The 18,796-nt window shown below is 54.1% G+C and carries 15 protein-coding genes and 3 pseudogenes; 7 read left to right on the forward strand and 11 right to left on the reverse strand.

The window, feature by feature from the left end; translation table 11 throughout:
* Positions 1 to 75: 75 nt before the first annotated feature.
* On the forward strand, positions 76 to 1,377 hold the full coding sequence (locus tag EL645_RS37525; RefSeq protein WP_126557478.1) for an MFS transporter: 1,302 nt from the start codon (positions 76 to 78) through the stop codon (positions 1,375 to 1,377).
* Positions 1,378 to 1,394: 17 nt separating this feature from the next.
* On the opposite strand, the gene EL645_RS37530 is transcribed toward EL645_RS37525, so the two are convergent.
* From EL645_RS37530 to EL645_RS37565, 7 genes and pseudogenes are all read right to left on the reverse strand, one after another.
* Positions 1,395 to 2,273 carry a CPBP family intramembrane glutamic endopeptidase gene (locus tag EL645_RS37530; RefSeq protein ID WP_126557479.1) on the reverse strand — a complete coding sequence of 293 codons (879 nt, stop codon included), beginning with the start codon at positions 2,271 to 2,273 and terminating at the stop codon, positions 1,395 to 1,397.
* A gap of 35 nt (positions 2,274 to 2,308) precedes the next feature.
* A complete protein-coding gene (locus tag EL645_RS37535) occupies positions 2,309 to 2,662 on the reverse strand; it encodes a winged helix-turn-helix domain-containing protein (protein ID WP_126557480.1) in 354 nt (117 codons plus the stop codon).
* Positions 2,643 to 3,122: a hypothetical protein gene (locus EL645_RS37540; protein ID WP_126557481.1), complete on the reverse strand. Its 480-nt coding sequence runs from the start codon at positions 3,120 to 3,122 to the stop codon at positions 2,643 to 2,645. The genes EL645_RS37535 and EL645_RS37540 overlap by 20 nt, the downstream gene beginning before the upstream one ends.
* A gap of 718 nt (positions 3,123 to 3,840) precedes the next feature.
* Positions 3,841 to 5,679 carry a WD40 repeat domain-containing protein gene (locus EL645_RS37550; RefSeq protein ID WP_126557483.1) on the reverse strand — a complete coding sequence of 613 codons (1,839 nt, stop codon included), beginning with the start codon at positions 5,677 to 5,679 and terminating at the stop codon, positions 3,841 to 3,843.
* A 172-nt stretch (positions 5,680 to 5,851) separates the two neighbouring features.
* Positions 5,852 to 6,680 (reverse strand): annotated as a pseudogene (locus EL645_RS46155) (NAD-dependent epimerase/dehydratase family protein).
* 255 nt (positions 6,681 to 6,935) lie between these two features.
* On the reverse strand, positions 6,936 to 7,607 hold the full coding sequence (locus tag EL645_RS37560; protein ID WP_161978023.1) for a TetR/AcrR family transcriptional regulator: 672 nt from the start codon (positions 7,605 to 7,607) through the stop codon (positions 6,936 to 6,938).
* A gap of 457 nt (positions 7,608 to 8,064) precedes the next feature.
* Complete coding sequence (locus EL645_RS37565) at positions 8,065 to 8,457, reverse strand: hypothetical protein (protein ID WP_126557485.1); 393 nt, start codon at positions 8,455 to 8,457, stop codon at positions 8,065 to 8,067.
* Positions 8,458 to 8,762: 305 nt separating this feature from the next.
* Between EL645_RS37565 and EL645_RS37570 the strand changes: the two genes are divergently transcribed.
* The 5 genes and pseudogenes from EL645_RS37570 to EL645_RS37590 all read left to right on the forward strand — a co-directional run bounded on the left by EL645_RS37570 (position 8,763) and on the right by EL645_RS37590 (position 14,643).
* Positions 8,763 to 9,377: a TetR/AcrR family transcriptional regulator gene (locus EL645_RS37570; RefSeq protein ID WP_126557486.1), complete on the forward strand. Its 615-nt coding sequence runs from the start codon at positions 8,763 to 8,765 to the stop codon at positions 9,375 to 9,377.
* Between the two features lie 244 nt (positions 9,378 to 9,621).
* Positions 9,622 to 11,009, forward strand: a pseudogene (locus EL645_RS42005) (PEP/pyruvate-binding domain-containing protein).
* Between the two features lie 22 nt (positions 11,010 to 11,031).
* A pseudogene (locus EL645_RS46375) lies at positions 11,032 to 12,014 on the forward strand (hypothetical protein).
* A 17-nt stretch (positions 12,015 to 12,031) separates the two neighbouring features.
* Positions 12,032 to 12,220 (forward strand): PEP-utilizing enzyme, encoded by a 189-nt coding sequence (locus EL645_RS43630; RefSeq protein ID WP_246035714.1) that lies wholly within the window; start codon positions 12,032 to 12,034, stop codon positions 12,218 to 12,220.
* Between the two features lie 116 nt (positions 12,221 to 12,336).
* A complete protein-coding gene (locus EL645_RS37590) occupies positions 12,337 to 14,643 on the forward strand; it encodes a sigma-70 family RNA polymerase sigma factor (RefSeq protein ID WP_126557489.1) in 2,307 nt (768 codons plus the stop codon).
* 78 nt (positions 14,644 to 14,721) lie between these two features.
* Here EL645_RS37590 and EL645_RS37595 read toward each other — a convergent pair whose 3' ends face one another.
* The 3 genes from EL645_RS37595 to EL645_RS37600 form a co-directional block, all read right to left on the reverse strand.
* Positions 14,722 to 15,018 carry a hypothetical protein gene (locus EL645_RS37595; protein ID WP_126557490.1) on the reverse strand — a complete coding sequence of 99 codons (297 nt, stop codon included), beginning with the start codon at positions 15,016 to 15,018 and terminating at the stop codon, positions 14,722 to 14,724.
* A gap of 36 nt (positions 15,019 to 15,054) precedes the next feature.
* A complete protein-coding gene (locus tag EL645_RS39880) occupies positions 15,055 to 15,192 on the reverse strand; it encodes a hypothetical protein (RefSeq protein WP_161978024.1) in 138 nt (45 codons plus the stop codon).
* A 358-nt stretch (positions 15,193 to 15,550) separates the two neighbouring features.
* Positions 15,551 to 16,681 (reverse strand): sensor histidine kinase, encoded by a 1,131-nt coding sequence (locus EL645_RS37600; protein ID WP_161978025.1) that lies wholly within the window; start codon positions 16,679 to 16,681, stop codon positions 15,551 to 15,553.
* A gap of 109 nt (positions 16,682 to 16,790) precedes the next feature.
* On the opposite strand from EL645_RS37600, the gene EL645_RS37605 reads away from it, so the two are divergent.
* Entirely contained in the window at positions 16,791 to 17,687 is an 897-nt protein-coding gene (locus EL645_RS37605) for an alpha/beta fold hydrolase (RefSeq protein ID WP_161978026.1), read from the forward strand.
* Positions 17,688 to 17,761: 74 nt separating this feature from the next.
* Here EL645_RS37605 and EL645_RS37610 read toward each other — a convergent pair whose 3' ends face one another.
* The gene (locus EL645_RS37610) at positions 17,762 to 18,595 is read right to left on the reverse strand and encodes an MBL fold metallo-hydrolase (RefSeq protein ID WP_126557493.1); all 834 of its coding nucleotides are present in this window, start codon (positions 18,593 to 18,595) and stop codon (positions 17,762 to 17,764) included.
* Positions 18,596 to 18,796: the final 201 nt, after the last annotated feature.

The following is an 18,796-nucleotide window of genomic DNA, read 5'->3' on the forward strand; positions in this document are numbered from 1 at the left end:
TCCTTTTATGTGCATGCATGGCCGCTACGAGCGCTTCCATGCAGTGATAAGCCTAGCAAATGGAGAAATCTGACCATGTCATCTCATGACCAACCTTCAACCAGTTCTGAGTTTTCGGCCAGCGTTCCAGCGGCCCACCTGGAGTCCGACCGTAATTCATCTGATAGCCCGTGGCCAGGCTGGACAAATTTCATCGCGCTCTGGACCGCCTCGGGCAGTAGCTATTTTGCTTACTGGATTATGCTGCTGGCCCTCTCATTACTGGCCAATCGGCTAACCACCTCTTCCCTCCTGGTGTCCGGCGTGACCTTTGCATTGACGGTGCCCACCTTTCTCTTCGGCCTGCTTGCCGGCGTGCTGGTCGATCGCTCCGATCGACGCCTTTTCATGTTTGGGCTGGCGTTCCTACGCCTGCTTGCCTTTGGACTGGCCTGGCTGGCCATCGTCTGCGGCTACTTCCCGCTCTTCTTGCTCTATGGTCTTGCCTTTATCCTGGGCCTGACCCAGACGTTGGAAGAGCCGGCCCTGGCGGCCCTGGTGCCGATGGTGGTTGCTCCCAGGCATCTAGAGCGGGCCAATGGCTGGCTGGTGGGGGCACAAAATAGCATCGAACTCCTTGCCTTACCGTTGGGAGGCCTGCTGGCCAGCATCAGCACAGCCTTAACGATGGGGATCGGTACCGGCTGTGCCCTGTTAACGCTTGGCGCGCTCCTTTGCCTGCGTGGCACCTATGCCCCGATCCTCCAGGAGCGGCGTCATCTTGGCCACGAATTACTCGCAGGTCTGCACTTCTTATGGCAACAGCCCCTTTTGCTGGCGATTGCCCTGATGGCGATGGTCATCAATGCCAGCTGGGGAGCCTACCTGGCCCTGCTGGTGCGCTATGCCGTCGCACCGGGTCCGGTGGGTCTAAGCGCGGCAAATTACGGTTTTCTGCTCATGGGCAGCAGCCTGGGTGGGGTTGGTAGTGCCTTCCTGCTCGCCCCGGTCCAGCGCTGGCTGGGACGGCGCTGGCCGATCGGCCTCAACATTCTGGGCAATGGGCTGATGTTTCTGGCGCCGGCCCTCTCCACTAACGCCTGGATCATCGGCGGCGGCGCCGTCCTGGGCGGACTCACCGGGCCACTCTGGACCATTGCCGTCGCCGCCCTGCTGGGACGCCAGGTACCCGCGCGCTTGCAAGGACGTGTAACGGCCGCCTATCGCTTTCTAAGCAATGGCATGGCCGCCATTGGCCCGCTCCTGGGCGGCTTGTTTGCCCAGCTCTACGGCCTGCGTCCCGCCTTCTTTCTCTGCGCAACCTGTACATTCTTGATGCTCCTGCCCTTCTCCTGGTTCATCACAGAAAAAGCCATGCGTGAGCATCCCCCGGCATAGCACATACTCGCTTCAACTTATTTAATGAAGTGTGCCATGAGTAGTGGGAGCAGGCCCAGACTGATCAGGTCCGATTGCCAGTGGATGAGGATCAGGATGCTCAGGCGTTGTTTGTTGAGCAGGTAAAGGCCACCAAAGATAATGCCTGTGACGAAGGTGGTCAGGAAACCCGAGAGGGCAAATTGCCAGCTGAGCAGGCCAAAGACGACATGTTGTAAGCCGAAGCCCAGCGCCATCAGCAGGATGGCCAGCCATTTGCTGCCACTGAGGGCCTGAATCCGTGGCTGGGCATAGCCTCGGTAGACCAGCTCTTCGACGAAGCCGACGCTGATGGGCAGAACCAGGAGGCTGATCGCGATCTGGAAAGGTATACCCAGCGGATTTATGCCCGTACTGCCAAGTAGCGTTTGCAACGCCTGGGTATTCTGAAAAAAGTTGGGTCCATAGAAGACGAACAGTGAAAGTACATTCAGTCCCGCCACGGCGATATAGCTCCCCATAAAGAGCGCAATGCCGAGCACCAGGTCGCGCAGTATATGCTGGCGTGTGGCACAGAACAGGTCGCGTAAGTGTATGCCCTCTTTGCGCACCAGGCGTGCCAGCAGCAATAGACAGAGGAGGTCGGCCACCAATGGCAGGTTGTAGCGGGTCAGATTTAACGCTGTTGTCATAGCGTGCTGTTGTCCTGTTAGCTGTAGGACGCCAAATGCGCTCAAGAAACAGAGCAACAGGATAGGAAAGCGCACAAAGCACATCACCAGCGGCCCCAGCCAGCTCAGCCTCCCCTCGCGTACCCTTTCTTGTAGCTTAAGCACACTATTAGGACGACTATCAATTGGCAGTGGCTCCTTCTGCTCCGTGCCCATACTGGCGGTGATTAATGGTTTAACACTCATGATAAGCCTCCATGCTTCATGACGTAGCCGTATTTTTAATTCTCTGGCAGATCCAGTGGTTGTTCTACAATTTGCCGCAAGATACGGATATGGTCTTCTAGCGCCTGCCTACCGGTGGGACTGAGCGTAACCCAGGTGCGGGCCCGCTTCTTCTCAAAAACCTTCTCGATCTCAATATAGCCCAGTTCCTCCAGGGCCGTAAGATGGCGCGACAGATTTGAATCACCCAGCTCCAACTGATCCCGCAGGAAGGCGAAATCCGCTCGTTTCGCCTTTGCCAGCAACGCCATCAAGGACAGTCGGACCGGTTGGTGGATAGCCTCGTTGAGCTGCAAACGAGGATGGTGGTGTTGCTCCTCGGGTGAGAAATCATGCTGCGATGCTGCCATCTTTTAGCGCTTTCGTTGTATATGCACGCCGTCGCATGCGCCAGCCACTTACAAGTAGAGGTAGCGCCCCCAGTATGCCAAGTAGGGTAAACCAGAAGGGAGGGAATGAACCGCTCAAGAAGATCCAGGCGCCCACTCCCAGGCCGATAAGCGTCACGTAGTAAAACGACCATAGATAAATGATCTTATTGGTTAGCACCCGGCGTAGCTGGATCGGCAAGCGCCGGCTATACCAGACGCGCCAGGTTATCATCGCCACATTCAAGACGCACATAAAAACTAAGCCTGGTAACACCGAGCCCAGAACGCGGCTGACATCAAAACCAACCATATCCAATAAAAAGGTCATACCCCAGACCAATAATACTAATCCATTGTCCAGACTATACCTGGTAGCCATCCGCGATGCCTGCTCAATCTGCTCCAGCAAATCAGCGGCCTGGCGTGGGTTTGTCTCCATATATTTTCTACATCCCTGCACTCTTGCAACTTCCCATTTAGAGAAGCACTTTTTTTATCGTAAACCACTTTACTCATAGTAAAGTATATACCATGAAAGAAAGTAGTTGTCAATCCCAAAAACCAACAGCGCTACGCAACAATACATCCAAAAAGTGGGTATGAGGCTTGACTTCGCCGTTTATGCTCGAAAAATGCGAAAAAGAACGATGCGTATTGATTATTTGCTTTATTCTTAAATAAAAAGAAAGGATTGAGGGGAAGCCCCAATACCGTTAAGATACGAAGAATTTGAGCTCAAACATGGTGATTGCTATCGGACGACAAGCCCTCCCTCCCTTTCCCATACGACCAGGCAACAAGAAAAGAGATGTCATAGGTTCGGGCCTCAGCGCCCGATTGCCGCCCCGGTAGGGCGGCCCGGTATCTCAGCACTCAAGCACCCCGTGGTATTTGCCCTTCCTTCACGCGGTGCCCAAACACGAACCATGCGTTTGGGCACCGCGTGGGTCGAGGGATCGGTGACGAGAGACCGAGCGGTGAGGAGACCGGGCCACCCTACCGGGGTGGCAATCGGCCGCTGAGGGCCGAACCTATGAGCATCGTCTTTCTTGTCGCTTTTTCGTACAGGAAGGGAAAAGGGGGGCAAGCTTCCATCCCGTGTTTGAGCTCAAATTCTTCTTAACTACATGGTATTGGGGGAAGCCCCGCACATGCTTTTAGAAGGGCCAGGTGTAGACGCCGTCGCTGGCGGCCGCCAGATGCTGGTTGTCGTGGTGCCAGAGAACGTCTCGGACGATGGCGCTGTGTTCATAGATCGAGATGAGCTGGCCGTTGGTGGCCTCCCAGACTTTGAGGGTGTGATCCCAAGCGCCGCTGGCGATATGGCGACCATCGGGTGACCACGCGACCGCTGCGAGGCGCTGTTTGGATGTGGCGCGCTGCCAGGCCAGCTGTTGGGTGGCAGTATTCCAGATGCATAGAGAGCCGTCCAGGTGCCCGGTCGCTATAAATTGGCCATCCGGGGACCAGCAAAGGTCCTCCATACAGCCGGGTCCCTCGTAGGTTGTGAGGAGCTGCAGCGTGTGGGCCTGCCAGATGTAAACGCTGCCATTGATATCGCTGGAGGCAATGTATGTCCCATCAGGTGACCAGGCGAGCGCGCTGACGCGTGCGGCGTGGCTACATGTGCCGGCTTGCGTGCCCGTCTGGCTATGCCAGAGCTGGATCGTCTTATCGAAGCTGGCCGTAGCCAGGCGCGCCCCATCGGGCGACCAGGCGATATCTACCACCATATCTTCATGACATTCCCAGCTCTTGAGCAGCTCGCCTCGCGTGCTTTCATCTGTGCTCCAGATGTGGATCTGGCCGCTGCATCTGGTGTGGCCTTCGACAACCTGCGTAAGGGTATTGCTCGAAGCGATAGCATGACCGCTGGGCGACCAGGCCAGCGCGGGAATATAGTTATCTTGCCGCTGGTAGGTAAAATATTGCGCGCCTGTACTGGCGTTCCAGAGCTGGATGGTGCCAGATGCTGCGGAGGCCATCAACTGCCCATCGGGAGAGAGCTCGATCACATTTACCTCTGCTGGCTCTCCATAGCTGGCCACGGTTTCTCCGCTCATGCTATCTGATAGCTGCACACCATAGCTGGAAGAGGCCAGCAGGTTATCGTCGGGCGACCAGGCGACCGCATCTACCCAGGTGTTATGACCACGATAGGTGCTGATCAACTGGCCGGTCTCGGCTTCCCAGGTCTGTACCGTCGTATCCGCGCTGGCGGAGGCCAGATATTTTCCATTATGCGACCAGGCGACCGACCGGATAAGCTCACTGTGTCCTTGATAGCTCCTTATCAATCCCTCACCGGGTACCCAGAGCTGGACCGTATGATCTGCTGAACCAGAGGCCACAATATTGTCAACTGGCGACCAAGCCAGCGTCCCTACAGCATCGCTATGGCCATGATAGTGCTCGACCAACTGGCCTGTCTGTGCATCCCAGACGTGTACATCCTTCTCGCCACAGGCAGAAGCCACGTAACGGCCATCAGGTGACCAGCTGACCGCGGTCGTGATCCGGGTATGGCCACCATAAAAGGCCGCAGTTTCTCTGCTGAGGATATCCTTGATGTAGACCCCATATCCCGGCTGGTTGGTTATGCTGCTCCTATATGCTCCAAATGCCAGTTGTGAACCATCGGGCGACCAGGCCATCGCTACCGATGACCAGTGGGCATCGCCCAGGTAGCCTGGGAGCCTGGCGATCCTGCGCCCGCTCCACGGGTCCCACAGCTCGATATCGCCCGCATTTGCTGATGCAATCATCGTTCCATCAGGCGACCAGGCCATCTGCCCGTTAAAGCCACCCGAACTATGGCTATGACTGCACACCAGCTTGCCTGTCACAATATCCCACACCCTCACCTCGTTGATACGCGACGTGCTGGTTGCCAGGTATCTACCATCCGGCGACCAGATACCCTGAAACGTATGGCTGAAGTGACGTGTATAACGAAATAATTCTGTGCCTGAGGCGTGGCGCGGGATTTTTTGCATGTCGTAAGGGCAGCTGGCTATGGCGCAACTGAGGCCGTTATGCGCGCGCTAAAAATAGAGATCGACAATTATGCCTGTTTTAATATTTTAATATTTTACTGTTGCACCCTTTTCCTGTCAAGCATTGACCTTGCCAGGCGCCGGGCAGACGCTGCTGCCCCGATGTTTTTGCTCAGGCGTTGCGCCATGAATATTCTGGCTGATAGCCCAGGAGTTTACGTGCTTTCTTAATTGAGAGCAGCGTCTCAAACTCTTCGATCTCGCCTTTCAAGGGTACGCCTGGGAAGACCTCCGCCATGAGCTCGCGGCTTGGGCGTTTCATGACCGTATCGGCTGCGGCAATGATGAAGGACTCCGCGCCAGTGATATCGGCTTCGAGCCCCAGGCGGCAGCTCTGGGCGACATCGCGGGCATCGACATAGCCCCACAGATTCCACTTGCGCAGCGTGGCATCCTCAGAGAAAGAAGGGAAGCGCTCATAATCATGGGGTTCCATAATATTTGAAACGCAGCCCCACAAAGGGGATACCACTCCAGCGGCTGAACTGGCGCGCCATCTCCTCCGAGATCACTTTTGAAAGCGCATAGCTGGACTCTGGATAAAGTGGATTCTCCTCGTCTATCGGTGCGTAGTCGGGCTTCTGGCGCTCAAATGGCAGGCCCAGCGTGGTCTCGCTGGAGGCCCACACCACCCGCTGTAATTTCAACGCCACGGCCGCGCTGAAAATATTATAGGTACTGAGCGTATTATTGCGGAAGGTCGCCTCTTCTGGCTGAAGACCAGAGGACGGAATAGCGCCCAGATGGACAACCGCATCGCTGCCCTGCAGCACTTCAAAGACCTGTCCCAGATCGGTGAGATCTGTTTTAAGAAAAGGGCACAGGCGCTCCTGTGGCGGCAGTAGATCCACACTCAAAACCTCATAATCATGGGCCAGTAGATCTTTGATGACGGCTCGCCCCGCCTTACCACTCCCACCAGTAACAACAACTTTCTTCATCGCTATCTCCTCCATGAAACACGAACATGATTAGTATAATTAATATCTATCTCTTTATACGTAATAGTTAGCATTATCGCCAGGTAATGTTCCTGTTCCTCAATGAGATGTATTGTTATTATTTATCTGGAGCAGCAGATGCCTGGCCCAGATAGCGCTGCTGATGATGCCGCCGAGGAGCAGGATATTGAAGATGATCGGCGCGACCGTTAACACGACAACCACCGGCAGCATGAGTACCAGCAGGATACGTATCTATATCACAACATAAAACAGCTCGGGCGCGTCAGCGCACGTCCGCAAAGGAATGCTGTCTGGTCGCTCAATGAACAAGCCTATAGGCCACATCTTGCAGGATACGCTCAAAATCAACCGTATCACCGCTGCTGATACGGTGAAAAATTGCCCCTTCAGCAACACAATGAATTCAGTCGCCGTTGTCTCCGGATCCAAATCGGATCGGAATTGTTGTCGCTGGACGCCCTCTCCAATGACCTGTTTCAGATAGCCATGCCAACCAGCATCGAGCTGCTTCAGTAGCGGCTGCATAGCAGGAGAACGCTGCGCGCGCAACACAAGCTCGCTCAGGACCACAAAGAGCTCGGGTGTGGCTTGCTGACGATATTGAATACCATAGAACATCAGCTTTAGTTGATCCCAGGCTGTGGTGGGCTTCACTATTTCTGGCGTGACGGGTAAAGGAGTACTGAAGATATGCATCACATACTCGACCACCGCCTGGATCAGGTCTTCTTTGCCGGAAAAGTGATAATGTAAGGTGGCGATATTAACTCCGGCCTGAGCCGCTACATCACGTGTGCGCAACTGTTCCAGTCCCTTCTCCGCGATCAGGTGATAGGCAGCCAGCACCAGTGAACGTCTCCGCTCATCATTCTGCATGGCCCGCGTGCCCCTCTCAGTTGCCACCGGTTCCTTTGCTCTCCTATCCATTGCTTTCCCATTCTAACAATTTCAATCACTTGATTGCATTTTAACATAAAAAGCGCCAAAAGTCAATCAGATGATTGGAAATTTGGCGCATGGTCACTATTTATTAACGTCAAGTGCAGGTAGAAATGCTCTTAGCTATTTTGCTTTTCTTCAGCTTTGACCTGCTCTTCATGGTAGCTATTAATTTGATCAAACGCTTGTGGTGGGAAATTCAATTTTTGATAAGCATTGCAGGCATCGGGATTTTCGGAGTCAGGGCAGATCGCGAAATTCTGTTGCGACTGCCACTCCAGGATGCGTTCGCGCTTGGGTGGATTATACAGAGCGTCCTCCTTCTAAGTGAGGAGTGTTTGACTTAGAAGGAGGACCGTGTACCTATCGATGTCCTGCTTTATGATCTCGCTGTGCAGGTGAGTCTACTATCCAGGTTATGTTAAGATTGATAGCGGTAGGGGGCCTGCTGGTTTTCCTGCGCGACCAGGGTGCGTTCATCAGGCGTAACACAGACATGATCATCAGGGCCTGCTTCACGCCACACATAACCGTTGCGACAGGTATCTTTGCCATAGGGGCCGCCGTACGGATTGGTGCGATAGTAGGCCTGGCTGTTATCAAATGCTACCTGCGTCCGCCGTTGGGGCGTGACACAGACATGATCTCCCGTGAACGCCTCACGCCATACGTAGCCAGTGAGGCATGTATCTGGACCATACGGTCCCGTTGCGTGGGTGGCAACCGCTGCATACGTTGATGGAGCACTGACGATCCCGGTGACCAACAACAGGCATGCAGCCATCAGGAATAAAACGAGACAGCGTATAAACATCTTTCTTTTCCTCCTTTTCCACTAAATCACGCCAAAAGCATATCTTCGTATATGTTCAGTTTAACCATTATGACAAATGCATACATTGCCATGGATCTATTTTTCATTCATGTATGGTGGACGGCTGCGGTCGCCCACTACACATTCCTGAAAGAAAGTACATCTTATCGCTTGCTCGTGATCTCCCTGCGATCAAAAGCCCTGAGTTAACCTGCAACGGCTTGACTTTCCTTTTCTTTTCTTTCTATAATTAATTGACGAGATAATTAATTAATAGGAATCAGGATTGCGAAAGAGAGGGAGAGATGATGGCGCGCACGCCTAAGGTCGTGGAGGATCGGCGCGAGCATATTCTTGAAGTGGCGCTGACGGTCTTTTCGGAGAAGGGCTTTAGCCGGACGACCAATAACGATATCGCACGCGCGGCTGGCATTACACCTGGCCTCATTTATCATTATTTTGAGAATAAGGATGAACTGCTGGGAGCGATTGTCGAGACACGTTCTCCTCTTGGCCTGATGCGCTCGCTGCCACCGGAGAGGCTGGATATGCCTCCTGAACTGTTCCTGAAGTTCTTGCTTGTGCAGGTGTTGGGGATCGTCGAAGGCGAAACGTGTGTGAAGTTGTTGCGTATCCTATTGCCAGAGGCGCTACACAACGCGGCCGTTATTGAGCCCATTCGTAGCCAGCTCCTGGGCCAGGTGGTTAGCTTCCTTCGTAGCTACTACACACACCAGATCGAGCTGGGCAATATTTGCCAGACCGATCCAACCTTTCTGGCGCATCTGACGTTCAGTTGCCTGGTTGGCTTTGTGACGCGGCGTCAAATTGTTGGTGATCCCACGGTCGCTCAGTACTCTCATGAGCAACTGGCAACCCTGATTACCGAGACCATTGTTAATGGCATCAAGCCACATTAATGCCTGGTTAGCTTTTTTTTGCTCACTTATTAATTATCTTGTTAATTAATTAAAATCTACAGTGTCTTTTTACAAGCAAGATGCTGGTGGAAGGCAGGATTACTATGAGTAGTATCCAAAATCGCTTCTCCCTCAGAGTGGAGGGAAATTACCGTCTATACTCTTTTTTGATGAGATTGATTATGCTCAGCTCCCACTAGTAGGCGGTAAGGGTGCCAATCTGGGAGAGCTCACCCGAGCAGGATTGCCCGTCCCTGCTGGTTTTTGTATCACCACCGCTGCCTATATACAGATAGCCGCACGCGCGGACCTGGGAGAATTACTGGCAGAACTGGCAGCTGGAGTCGAACAGGCGCGCCTCGCCGAGCTTGCGGCCACCATTCGGGAGCGTCTTATGGGGGTGTCGCTCCGCAAGAGCTTGCCGCTGCTGTGCGCGCCGCTTACGTATCTCTCGGGAGTGGTCTGCCGCTCGCTGTCGCTGTGCGTTCCTCGGCCACGGCGGAGGATCTTCCCTTTGCCAGTTTCGCCGGACAGCAGGATAGCTACCTGAACATCGTGGGTGAGGAGGCTTTGCTGGAGGCGATCCGCCGCTGCTGGGCCTCGCTCTGGACCGAGCGTGCCGTGAATTATCGCCAGCGCAATCAGATTGATCCACACTGCGTCAGTCTCGCAGTGGTTGTTCAGCGTATGATCGAGGTGGAAGTAGCGGGCGTGCTCTTTACGGCCAATCCGCTCACCGGGAAACGGCGCCAGACCGTGATCGATGCCAGTCCGGGATTAGGAGAGGCGGTCGTGTCGGGCGCGGTCAATCCTGACCATTTTGTTGTCAATACAGCCAGTGGAGAGATAGTCGAGCGGCGGCCAGGAGATAAGCGCGTGCTGATTCAAGCGCTGCCCGGCGGTGGGACGCAACGTATCGAGCGCGTAGCTCAGAGCGTGCAACCCTGCCTTACCGATCAGCAGGTGCGGCAACTGGCATGCCTGGGGGCACAGGTGGAGGCCCACTATCAGGTACCACAGGATACAGAATGGGCCATTGATGCCGGCGGCAAGCTCTGGCTGACGCAGGCACGGCCGATCACCACGCTCTATCCGCTGCCCGCCAACGCTCCACAAACGGATGATGTGTTGCGTGTCTACCTCTCGTTCAACGTGGCTCAGGGCGTCTATCAGCCCCTCACACCAATGGGCATCGCGACCTTCCGCCTGCTCGTTTCTGGTATTGTGCGGTTGGTGGGTATCGTTTCGGGACCAGACGAGACCGGTCCCAACTTTCTAGTTGAGGCGGGAATGCGCCTCTTCCTTGATCTGACAGGTGGCCTGCGCAACCCCATCGGACGCCGTATTATCGCTGGCTTGCTGCCTTTTGCTGAAGCACGTTCGGCTGTCCTGGTTAAGGCGCTTGTCTCTGATCCTCGTTTGCGCGTACGACCCACGGGCATATGGGTTTTATGCGTGGGGCCATTCCCTGATTCGCGGTCTCCATCTTCTACGCTATTTTTGCCAGGCCCTCTTCCGTCCGCTGGCCGCGCGGCAGCGTATCTGGGGCATCAAGCAACAGCTGGAGCAACAGTTGTCTATCTCTCCTCATGCGAGCTCGCTGGAACGCCTGGCTCTGGTGGAAAACGCTAGTCGTTATGACCTCTTCCGGACCGTGGCATCCATCGGACCCATCATACCTGCCGGTTTCTTCGCCTTTGGTCTGGCTGGCAAGCTCTTAGGCAACCTGGCCAGCGCCGATGAGCGACAGGCCGTGCTGCGTAGTCTGCCCTATAATCCAACCACCGAGATGGATCTGGCGCTCTGGGACATCGCTCGCAAGCTTGCCGCTGATCCGGATGCGCTAACCTTCATGCTCGAACACTCGCTGGCCCAATTGGCTGAAGCATACCAGCGGGACGCCATGCCGTCTGGCTTGCAACACAATCTGGCCGCATTCTTACAAACCTATGGACATCGTGGGGTGGCGGAGATCGACATGGGTGTGCCGCGCTGGTCTGACGATCCGACGCATATTCTGGGGTATTGCTGAACTATCTGCGCCTGAACGACGCCAGCCAGGCCCCCGATGTTCAGTTCGCCCATGGTGCCGAGCAGGCGGAGGCGATGGTGCGTGAATTGACGCGCCGTGCGCTGAAAAGCAACTGGCTGCGTGGCCAGCTGGTGAAATTCTGCCTGCGGCGCACGCGTGCCCTCCTGGGGCTGCGCGAAATGCCCAAGTTTTACCTGGTTTGGATTCTGGCTCGCCTGCGTACAATCCTGCGGCCGGTGGCCGAGGAGCTGGTCAGAGCCGGTCGCCTGGAGAAGCTGGATGATTTCTACTTCCTGTCATTTGGTGAGGTGCGTAGGGCTCTGGCCGGTGCTGATATGCATTCCGTGGTGCAGGCGCGGCGTGCCACCTATGAGCAGGAACTGCAACGCCGCCATGTCCCACGCATCCTGCTCTCCGATGGCGTCGAGCCAACCAGCTCTGCTGATGAGGGAACCGAGACCAATACATTGCGCGGCACCCCCGCCTCTGCGGGCAGTATCACTGCCAGGGCGCGCGTAATCCTTCATCCCGTTGGCGCGCACCTGGAACCGGGAGAGATCCTGGTCGCGCCCTCGACCGATCCTGGCTGGACCCCCTCTTCCTGACCGCGGGAGGCCTGGTAATGGAGATGGGCGGATCGATATCGCATGGAGCGGTGGTGGCCCGCGAGTATGGCATACCAGCAGTGGTCGGCGTGGCAGGAGCGATCGAGCACATCCAGGATGGCCAGCTGCTCCGCGTGGATGGTTCTACCGGCACCATCGTGCTGCTCGAAGATGAGGCGAAGCCAGAGCAACTTCAATCCTTGTGAGTTCGAGCTTCTTTTTGCGTTTTTGAATTGCAGGCAGTGATTACAGGTTTAGACTGCACCAAAGCGTTGTAGTGGGTAGAGGGAACAATGCCTCTGCTGCGGAAGGAGTTGTGTGTATGTCTAAGCCTGTCCTTGATACCAGTCCTACGCCTGATCCTGAAGATTCAGCATCGCTCGCTGCGTTAGTGCGACGAGCACAGGCCAGAGACCAGCTAGCATTTGAAGCGCTTTATCAGCGGCATAAAGCGTTCATCTGGCGGCGTTTGTATTCCCTGGTCGGCGAGAAAGAAGATGTCAATGATCTCTTTCAAGAGACCTTTTTGCGGGCCTGGAATGGCTTACCAGGTACCAGCGCCGATTTGCAATTCGGGCCGTGGCTTAAGCGCATTGCGGCCAATGTCGCCATCGACTACCTGCGCCATAAAGTGATCATCGAATTTTTCCCCTTTGAGGATGATACCCATGAGGAGTTTCAGGCGCGTTTGCCCCAGATTGTGGACCCACAGATATGCGTGAGCGAGAAAGAATGTATTGAGCAAGCGCTGGCGGCGATGTTACCTCGCTACCGTATGTGCGTGCTCCTGCAAGACCAGTGGGGCTTTTCACAGCGTGAGATCGCACAATTGCTCTCGATCACTGAAAAATGTGTCAGTAGCTATATTTGCCGTGGACGTATTCAGGTGCGTCAGCTCTATAAACAATTTTCGGGGATAATAAGCAGAAAATGGAGGAGAAGCATTAATATGAGTAGTGATATGCAAATGTTAGCCTGTCCTGCCTGGGCTGAAAAGCTTGCCGCCCTCCATCCGGACGATCTGACACCCGCAGAGCAAGCTGAGCTCAAGCTTCATCTGGCCTCCTGCGCTGGCTGTACCCAGGTTTATCAGGATTATCATTATCTGGCCGGTCTGATTCAAGATTGTCTGCCAGCGGCAACCCCTCCCGATCTGCTGCCTGCGTTACCAGGATTTCATAAGTCTGCGGCTGAAGGAGCAAAAATACAGCATATGTTTAACTCTCAATCAGGTGTCAGTTCTGCCGCCCCGCTGCGTATGCAGCGGCCGCGAGCGCGCAAAACCTTAAGAAACATTGTGGCCCTGATCGCGGCGGCGCTCATTATAGTGGTTACCGCCGGACTACTCGGCATCTCTGCGCTAAGAGGACAGGCTGGACCAGGTCCAGTTACGCCAAAGGGCGGAGGGCCAGTGGTGAAAAATACTGCAGGGCCAGTCTACCATATCACACCGGAAGCGGTATCATCTGTACCGCCTGCCAGGTCAAATCCGGGTGGCCCTGCTGGACTGCCCAGCCCGACGCCAGCCTTTTTTCTAAATGGCAACCTGTATAGAAACACTAGCGTCTACAGTGCCGATACGGGTGCCTTTGTCAGGCAGTACTTAAAAGACCTTGGTGATGTGGAAGTATATAATCCCCAGCTTGCCGATGGCACCCTTTATATGGCTGTCAGGCCGGCGCCAACGCAGGGGATAGGTGCGATGGTCATGTATGCTGTACGCCCCGGTGATGGAGCGGTACTCTGGAAATGGAGCGATTGTGGTCAAGATGTCAACATGACCCCTCCACTCATTCTCAATCACACTGTTTACTTCGCCTGTGAGGCTGCACCAAACCAGTATAAAGTTTATGGCCTGCAGGCAAAAACTGGTGCCCCTCTCTGGTCTCAGACCTTTACTGGCCAGGTTAATTCCCTGCTGGGTGAACAGCAGACGCTTTATATACAGATAGATGATCAGTTACTGGTCGAGAATGCTGCTACCGGGAAGCTGCTGTGGAAACAAAGCTTTAATGGGGGCAATTTCTATCCAGATCAGGTAGTGTCTGGCAAGGGGATTATCTATATCGTTCAAGGAACAGGCTTTCTCGCCTTACGCAGCAGTGACGGGGCGCACCTGTGGGAATATCAGCTCGATGGAGACTACAATACTCCCCACCTCCTGCTCGCTCCAGATATGCTATATCTCTTTACCAGCACTAAGAGTGGATTTGCAGATGTCTACGCGATTGATAGTGCTACTGGTGCTATGCATTGGAAAAGGCAATTAGCCAACAATAACTCTGGTTTCTCAATGCTTGATACCAGAAATCTCGTGCTGGATCATGGAAATCTCTATCTGCTCGTAAATGTCTTTGCCACACCCAGGACAATGAGCACGCCTCCTCTCAAGAGGACAATCCTGGCCATTGGGGGCAAAGATGGACAGACGCTCTGGCAACAGGATATACCCTGGAATAAAGGCCAGCTCGATTACTCGATGATGGCAACCCCACAGCTATCCACCGGTGATGGACGAATTTATCTGGTAGACTGGCAACCCTTTGCCGGACCGGCTGTTCGCAAGGCCTCCATGGGTGCTTTCAGCGAGAACACTGGCGCATTGCTATGGACCATAGAGGTTGGGTAAAGCTGGTGATAGTACAGGAGAGGTGGGACCGCGCGTCCCATCTCTCCTGTATTGCCTGCTCAGGAATTAGCTTCATTGTTATTTGTTCCCGCTTGAATCAGATACGCTGGCAAGTAGCTCATTGAACGCTTCTCTAACCTGCAGATTCTCTGCCTGTGACCCTGCAGGTATTCCCTGCCTGGTAGACTGGTAAGTGAGCGCTTCTGCAATAGCTTTTACCCGTTTTTCAATCGCGGTCAACGTCTCTTCATCCAGTTCCTCATCCTGGTGCAGAAAACTTTTGTCTTGCACCATCTCCATGATACCCGCGATATGACCCATCATATATTCGCCAATAGCTTGCAGTGCCATCTCTTGCAATTTTTGTTCTTCCATAATCCCATCCTATTCCTTTCCTGGACGCTAGTCATGCTACCTGCTTATAAGAGGAAGTGGATGAGCAATCTGCTGCTCGGCTCGTGCCTCCTGAAAGCGATAGCGCGCATTATAAAACCAGAGATACATCAATAAGACCATGCTGAAAAGAAGTGGACTAATAAAGTTTTCCATCACGATGTCCTTTATGTTTATTGTTCAGATATACATCCTGCTCGCGCGCTAAATATATCTTTGATTGCTACTGTTTGGTTAGAGGGAAACAGGTATCGTGTGACGAGCAGCAAACGCGACCACGCTGGAAATCCTGGTCCACTGCCGAAGCTGCTTTCTGGGTGCCACGCTGGTAAAGGGAACATGAGTTAAGAGGGATGTGACCTGTAATTAATTTTACAAGCTACATACAGCATACCCCATATTTTAGCAAATTGCAATATTTGGAATTCCATCACTTCCTTTATCTTGAGAATTGTATATCAGAGCGTCGGATGGTATGTTCTGCGTCCTGGCTTCTATGCGATTTTCTTGTCACTCATCGCATTTCATGCATTTTCGGAGGAGAGGAGAGGGGTAACGAAATCTCAAAGCTTGCTCCCTGGCCGGGAGAGGATTGGACCTGGATCGAGCCACCGTGTTCTTGCGCAATCCAGCGGGCGATAGAGAGACCAAGCCCGCTACCCATGCTATCGTTCACTCCGTTAATTGGTTGTTGATGCGTGCGGGCTTGATCTGCGCGATAGAAGCGTTCAAAGATAAATGGTAAATGTTCTGCCGCGATGCCGGGTCCTTCGTCGCTGATTTGTATTCGCGCCTGTTTCTCTTGACGCTCAAGCCTTACATCGACGCGTTTGCCAATGCCTGCACTGTATTTGATGGCGTTCTCCAGCAGGTTGGTGTAGAGTTGGGTGAGATAGAGTTGATCGCCCCGGACAAGGATCTCATCCAGGCCAGACAGGAAAATCTCGATCCCGTTCTGTTGTGCCAGGGCGGCCAGGCGTTCCGCCCCATCAACGATAATCTCACTGAGATCCACCTGGTCGCGTTTCAACATTACCAGCTCTTTATCCGTACGGGCCAGGGTCAGCAAATTGTTGACTAACCGGGTCATGCGCTGGTTCTCCTGCTGGACAACCTCCAGGGTTTGAATATATTCCTCGGCAGTGTGTGGCCGTTGCAGCATGTGTTCGACCTCGGTGTTGATGATACTGAGCGGGGTGCGCAGCTCGTGGCTGGCATCAGCCGTAAACTGTCGTTGGCGTGCAAATGCTCTTTCCAGACGATCCAGCATGCGATCAAAGGTAGCCGCCAGCTCGCCCAGCTCATCGCGGCGGTGCAGGTTAAGACGTCGATGCAGGTCGGTCTCGCTCATTTCGCGCGCGGTACGCGTAATCGTCTGCACAGGGCGAATCACCCTGGAAGCGAGCCAATAGCCGCCTATGCTGGAAACAAGCAGTATAAGTGGAGTGATAAGCAGGAGTATGTTTAACAGGTGCTGTAACTGATTTGAGATGTCACTATGCATGCCCACCAGGACATAGTTTATGATCTGGCCCCGCTGGTTCCTGATGGTAACGATCTCGAATGCATATTCGTTCCAGGGCGCTGGCGCAGTTTGATCGATAAGCGGCGTTAGTATATCCATTTTCCAGGAGAATGTTAGCATGCAAGATCCATTGATTGAAATACAGCCTGGCTCGTTACCCTCTCCACGCAAAAACAAAAAAAACAGGGGCGCAAGGCTCCTATGTGTCCTTCTCAGCGGAATGATCATTTTGGTTTCGCTTGCGGGTACAGGAGCGCTCTATCAAGCGCTAGCAACTATTATTGACAGGCAACACTTTCCACCTGTTGGGCAAATGGTCAATGTGGGAGGGTATAAGCTGCACCTGGATTGCACAGGGACAGGGAGTCCGACGGTCATCCTTGAAGCTGGCCTTGCCGATACCACCCTCGTCTGGAGTAAAGTGCAACCCGCCGTTTCAACCTTTACCCGCGTCTGTTCCTACGATCGGGCAGGCGATGGTGGGAGCGAGGTTGGCCAGACACCTCGTACTGGCAAGCAGATTGTGACTGAACTTCACACGCTACTGGCGAAAGCGCATATTGCCGGCCCCTACATCCTGGTCGGGCACTCTTTGGGCGGGCTTTATGTACGCCTTTATGCCAGTACCTATCCACAGCAGGTCGTTGGTATGGTACTCGTTGATCCAAGCTATGAAAATCAACCGCTCCCCGCTGCTCAAGATATACAGGATCATTACTTTGATCGGTGGTTGGCGCTATTTGGCATTCCACGGCTAGTTCTTCAGCTCAATCTGGAGCACTCCAGCACGCTCAATGAGTATGCTCCAGCTGTGCTTCCCGCACTGAAAGCCTATCAAGCCCAACCACAGTTTTTTCGCACCTATGCCGATGAACTGGCGGCTTTTGGCGAGACGGCCCATGAGGTGCGTACCTCGGCGCAGAGTCTGGGGAGCCTGCCGCTAGTGGTCCTTTTCCATGCTTTACCAACTCCTCCGGGAGTGTCCTGGCAGGCAGCATTAGCCCAACTCTCATCCCGCAGCAAGCTTGTTATAGCAAGTCAGAGCGGACATTATATTCAGCTCGAACAGCCCAATCTCGTCATTGCTGCCATTCAGCAAGTGTTTCGTGAAATAGCTCCTGTATAGGTCACTATCAGGCGCCGCACAGCTTGAAGCAGATGCGTACCCTGCCTGCGTGATGGCGCGTGTAGCTTGTGAAGCTAGCCTTGTTGGATGGGCAGGATGGTCTGCAGGGCCTCGATGTAGCGGTTGGCCGAGCGCATGACGGCGTTGTGGGCGTCCTCATGGACGATGGTGTCGAACCAGGCGCCGTAGATACGGTCGAAGGCGTAGGGCTTGATGGTATCGCGCATGCGGGCGACCTCGGCGGCTGGCAGCGGGATCAGATTGGGATAGCTATACATAAAACTGACCCAGCGGCGGTCGGCGACGACAGTGATGATGTCTCCTGATAACAGGGCACCCTTGCCGTCGGCGCCCTGCGGCCAGTGCAGCACGGTCCCACCCGGGAAGTGGCCACCCAGGCGTACCAAGGTTATGTCGCCGGGCAATTGATGGGTTTCGCCTGTCCAGAAGACGATGTGCTCATCGGGCCGCATCACCCATTGCTGGTCGTCGGCATGCAGGTAGATCGGGGCATTGAAGCGCTGCGACCATTCAATCATACAGGAATAGTAGTGCGGGTGGGAGATGGCGATGGCCGAGATGCCGCCCAGCTCTTTTACGGCAGCGTAGGTCTCATCGTCCAGATAAGTGATGCAGTCCCATAAGACGTTGCCCTGCTCGCTGCGTACCAGCAGGCCACGCTGCCCGATAGCGAACTTGGGCGTGGTGCCAATACCGACCAGGTCTGGCTCATGCTGTTTGATGGTATTGCTATACTCACCGCTGCCACGCATCTCTTCCAGCGTCGTCCACTGCTGGCCCTGGGGTCCGACATACTGCCGCTGGTCCAGGCAGATCGGACAGGAATCCGGCTTTTCATTACTAGCGGCAAACTGCGTGCCACAGGTCACACAAATCCAATGTTGCATATATATCCTCTTTTTTGATTTTTTATCCCTTGTAAAAAGAAGCTCTGCTATTTCAATTGGCAAGCAAAAAGGCGTATACTAAAGTTGTGGTAATTAAGAATAGCCACAGAAATATCTATCAGGAGTTACTCAAAAATATGTATCGTCTCCTCGCAATTGACCTGGATGGCACCCTTTTGAGCCCACAGCATACTATCACAC

Source organism: Dictyobacter kobayashii (assembly GCF_003967555.1).
Lineage (GTDB): Bacteria > Chloroflexota > Ktedonobacteria > Ktedonobacterales > Ktedonobacteraceae > Dictyobacter > Dictyobacter kobayashii.

What these genes read in the sequence shown, in the direction of transcription:
- EL645_RS37550 (WP_126557483.1), bottom strand. Translation starts at nt 5,679, where the DNA reads ATGCAAAAAATCCCGCGCCACGCCTCAGGCACAGAATTATTTCGTTAT.
- EL645_RS37600 (WP_161978025.1), bottom strand. Translation starts at nt 16,681, where the DNA reads ATGCTAACATTCTCCTGGAAAATGGATATACTAACGCCGCTTATCGAT.
- EL645_RS37565 (WP_126557485.1), bottom strand. Translation starts at nt 8,457, where the DNA reads ATGTTTATACGCTGTCTCGTTTTATTCCTGATGGCTGCATGCCTGTTG.
- EL645_RS37610 (WP_126557493.1), bottom strand. Translation starts at nt 18,595, where the DNA reads ATGCAACATTGGATTTGTGTGACCTGTGGCACGCAGTTTGCCGCTAGT.
- EL645_RS39880 (WP_161978024.1), bottom strand. Translation starts at nt 15,192, where the DNA reads ATGGAAAACTTTATTAGTCCACTTCTTTTCAGCATGGTCTTATTGATG.
- EL645_RS43630 (WP_246035714.1), top strand. Translation starts at nt 12,032, where the DNA reads ATGGAGATGGGCGGATCGATATCGCATGGAGCGGTGGTGGCCCGCGAG.
- EL645_RS37540 (WP_126557481.1), bottom strand. Translation starts at nt 3,122, where the DNA reads ATGGAGACAAACCCACGCCAGGCCGCTGATTTGCTGGAGCAGATTGAG.
- EL645_RS37590 (WP_126557489.1), top strand. Translation starts at nt 12,337, where the DNA reads ATGTCTAAGCCTGTCCTTGATACCAGTCCTACGCCTGATCCTGAAGAT.
- EL645_RS37530 (WP_126557479.1), bottom strand. Translation starts at nt 2,273, where the DNA reads ATGAGTGTTAAACCATTAATCACCGCCAGTATGGGCACGGAGCAGAAG.
- EL645_RS37570 (WP_126557486.1), top strand. Translation starts at nt 8,763, where the DNA reads ATGATGGCGCGCACGCCTAAGGTCGTGGAGGATCGGCGCGAGCATATT.
- EL645_RS37525 (WP_126557478.1), top strand. Translation starts at nt 76, where the DNA reads ATGTCATCTCATGACCAACCTTCAACCAGTTCTGAGTTTTCGGCCAGC.
- EL645_RS37535 (WP_126557480.1), bottom strand. Translation starts at nt 2,662, where the DNA reads ATGGCAGCATCGCAGCATGATTTCTCACCCGAGGAGCAACACCACCAT.
- EL645_RS37595 (WP_126557490.1), bottom strand. Translation starts at nt 15,018, where the DNA reads ATGGAAGAACAAAAATTGCAAGAGATGGCACTGCAAGCTATTGGCGAA.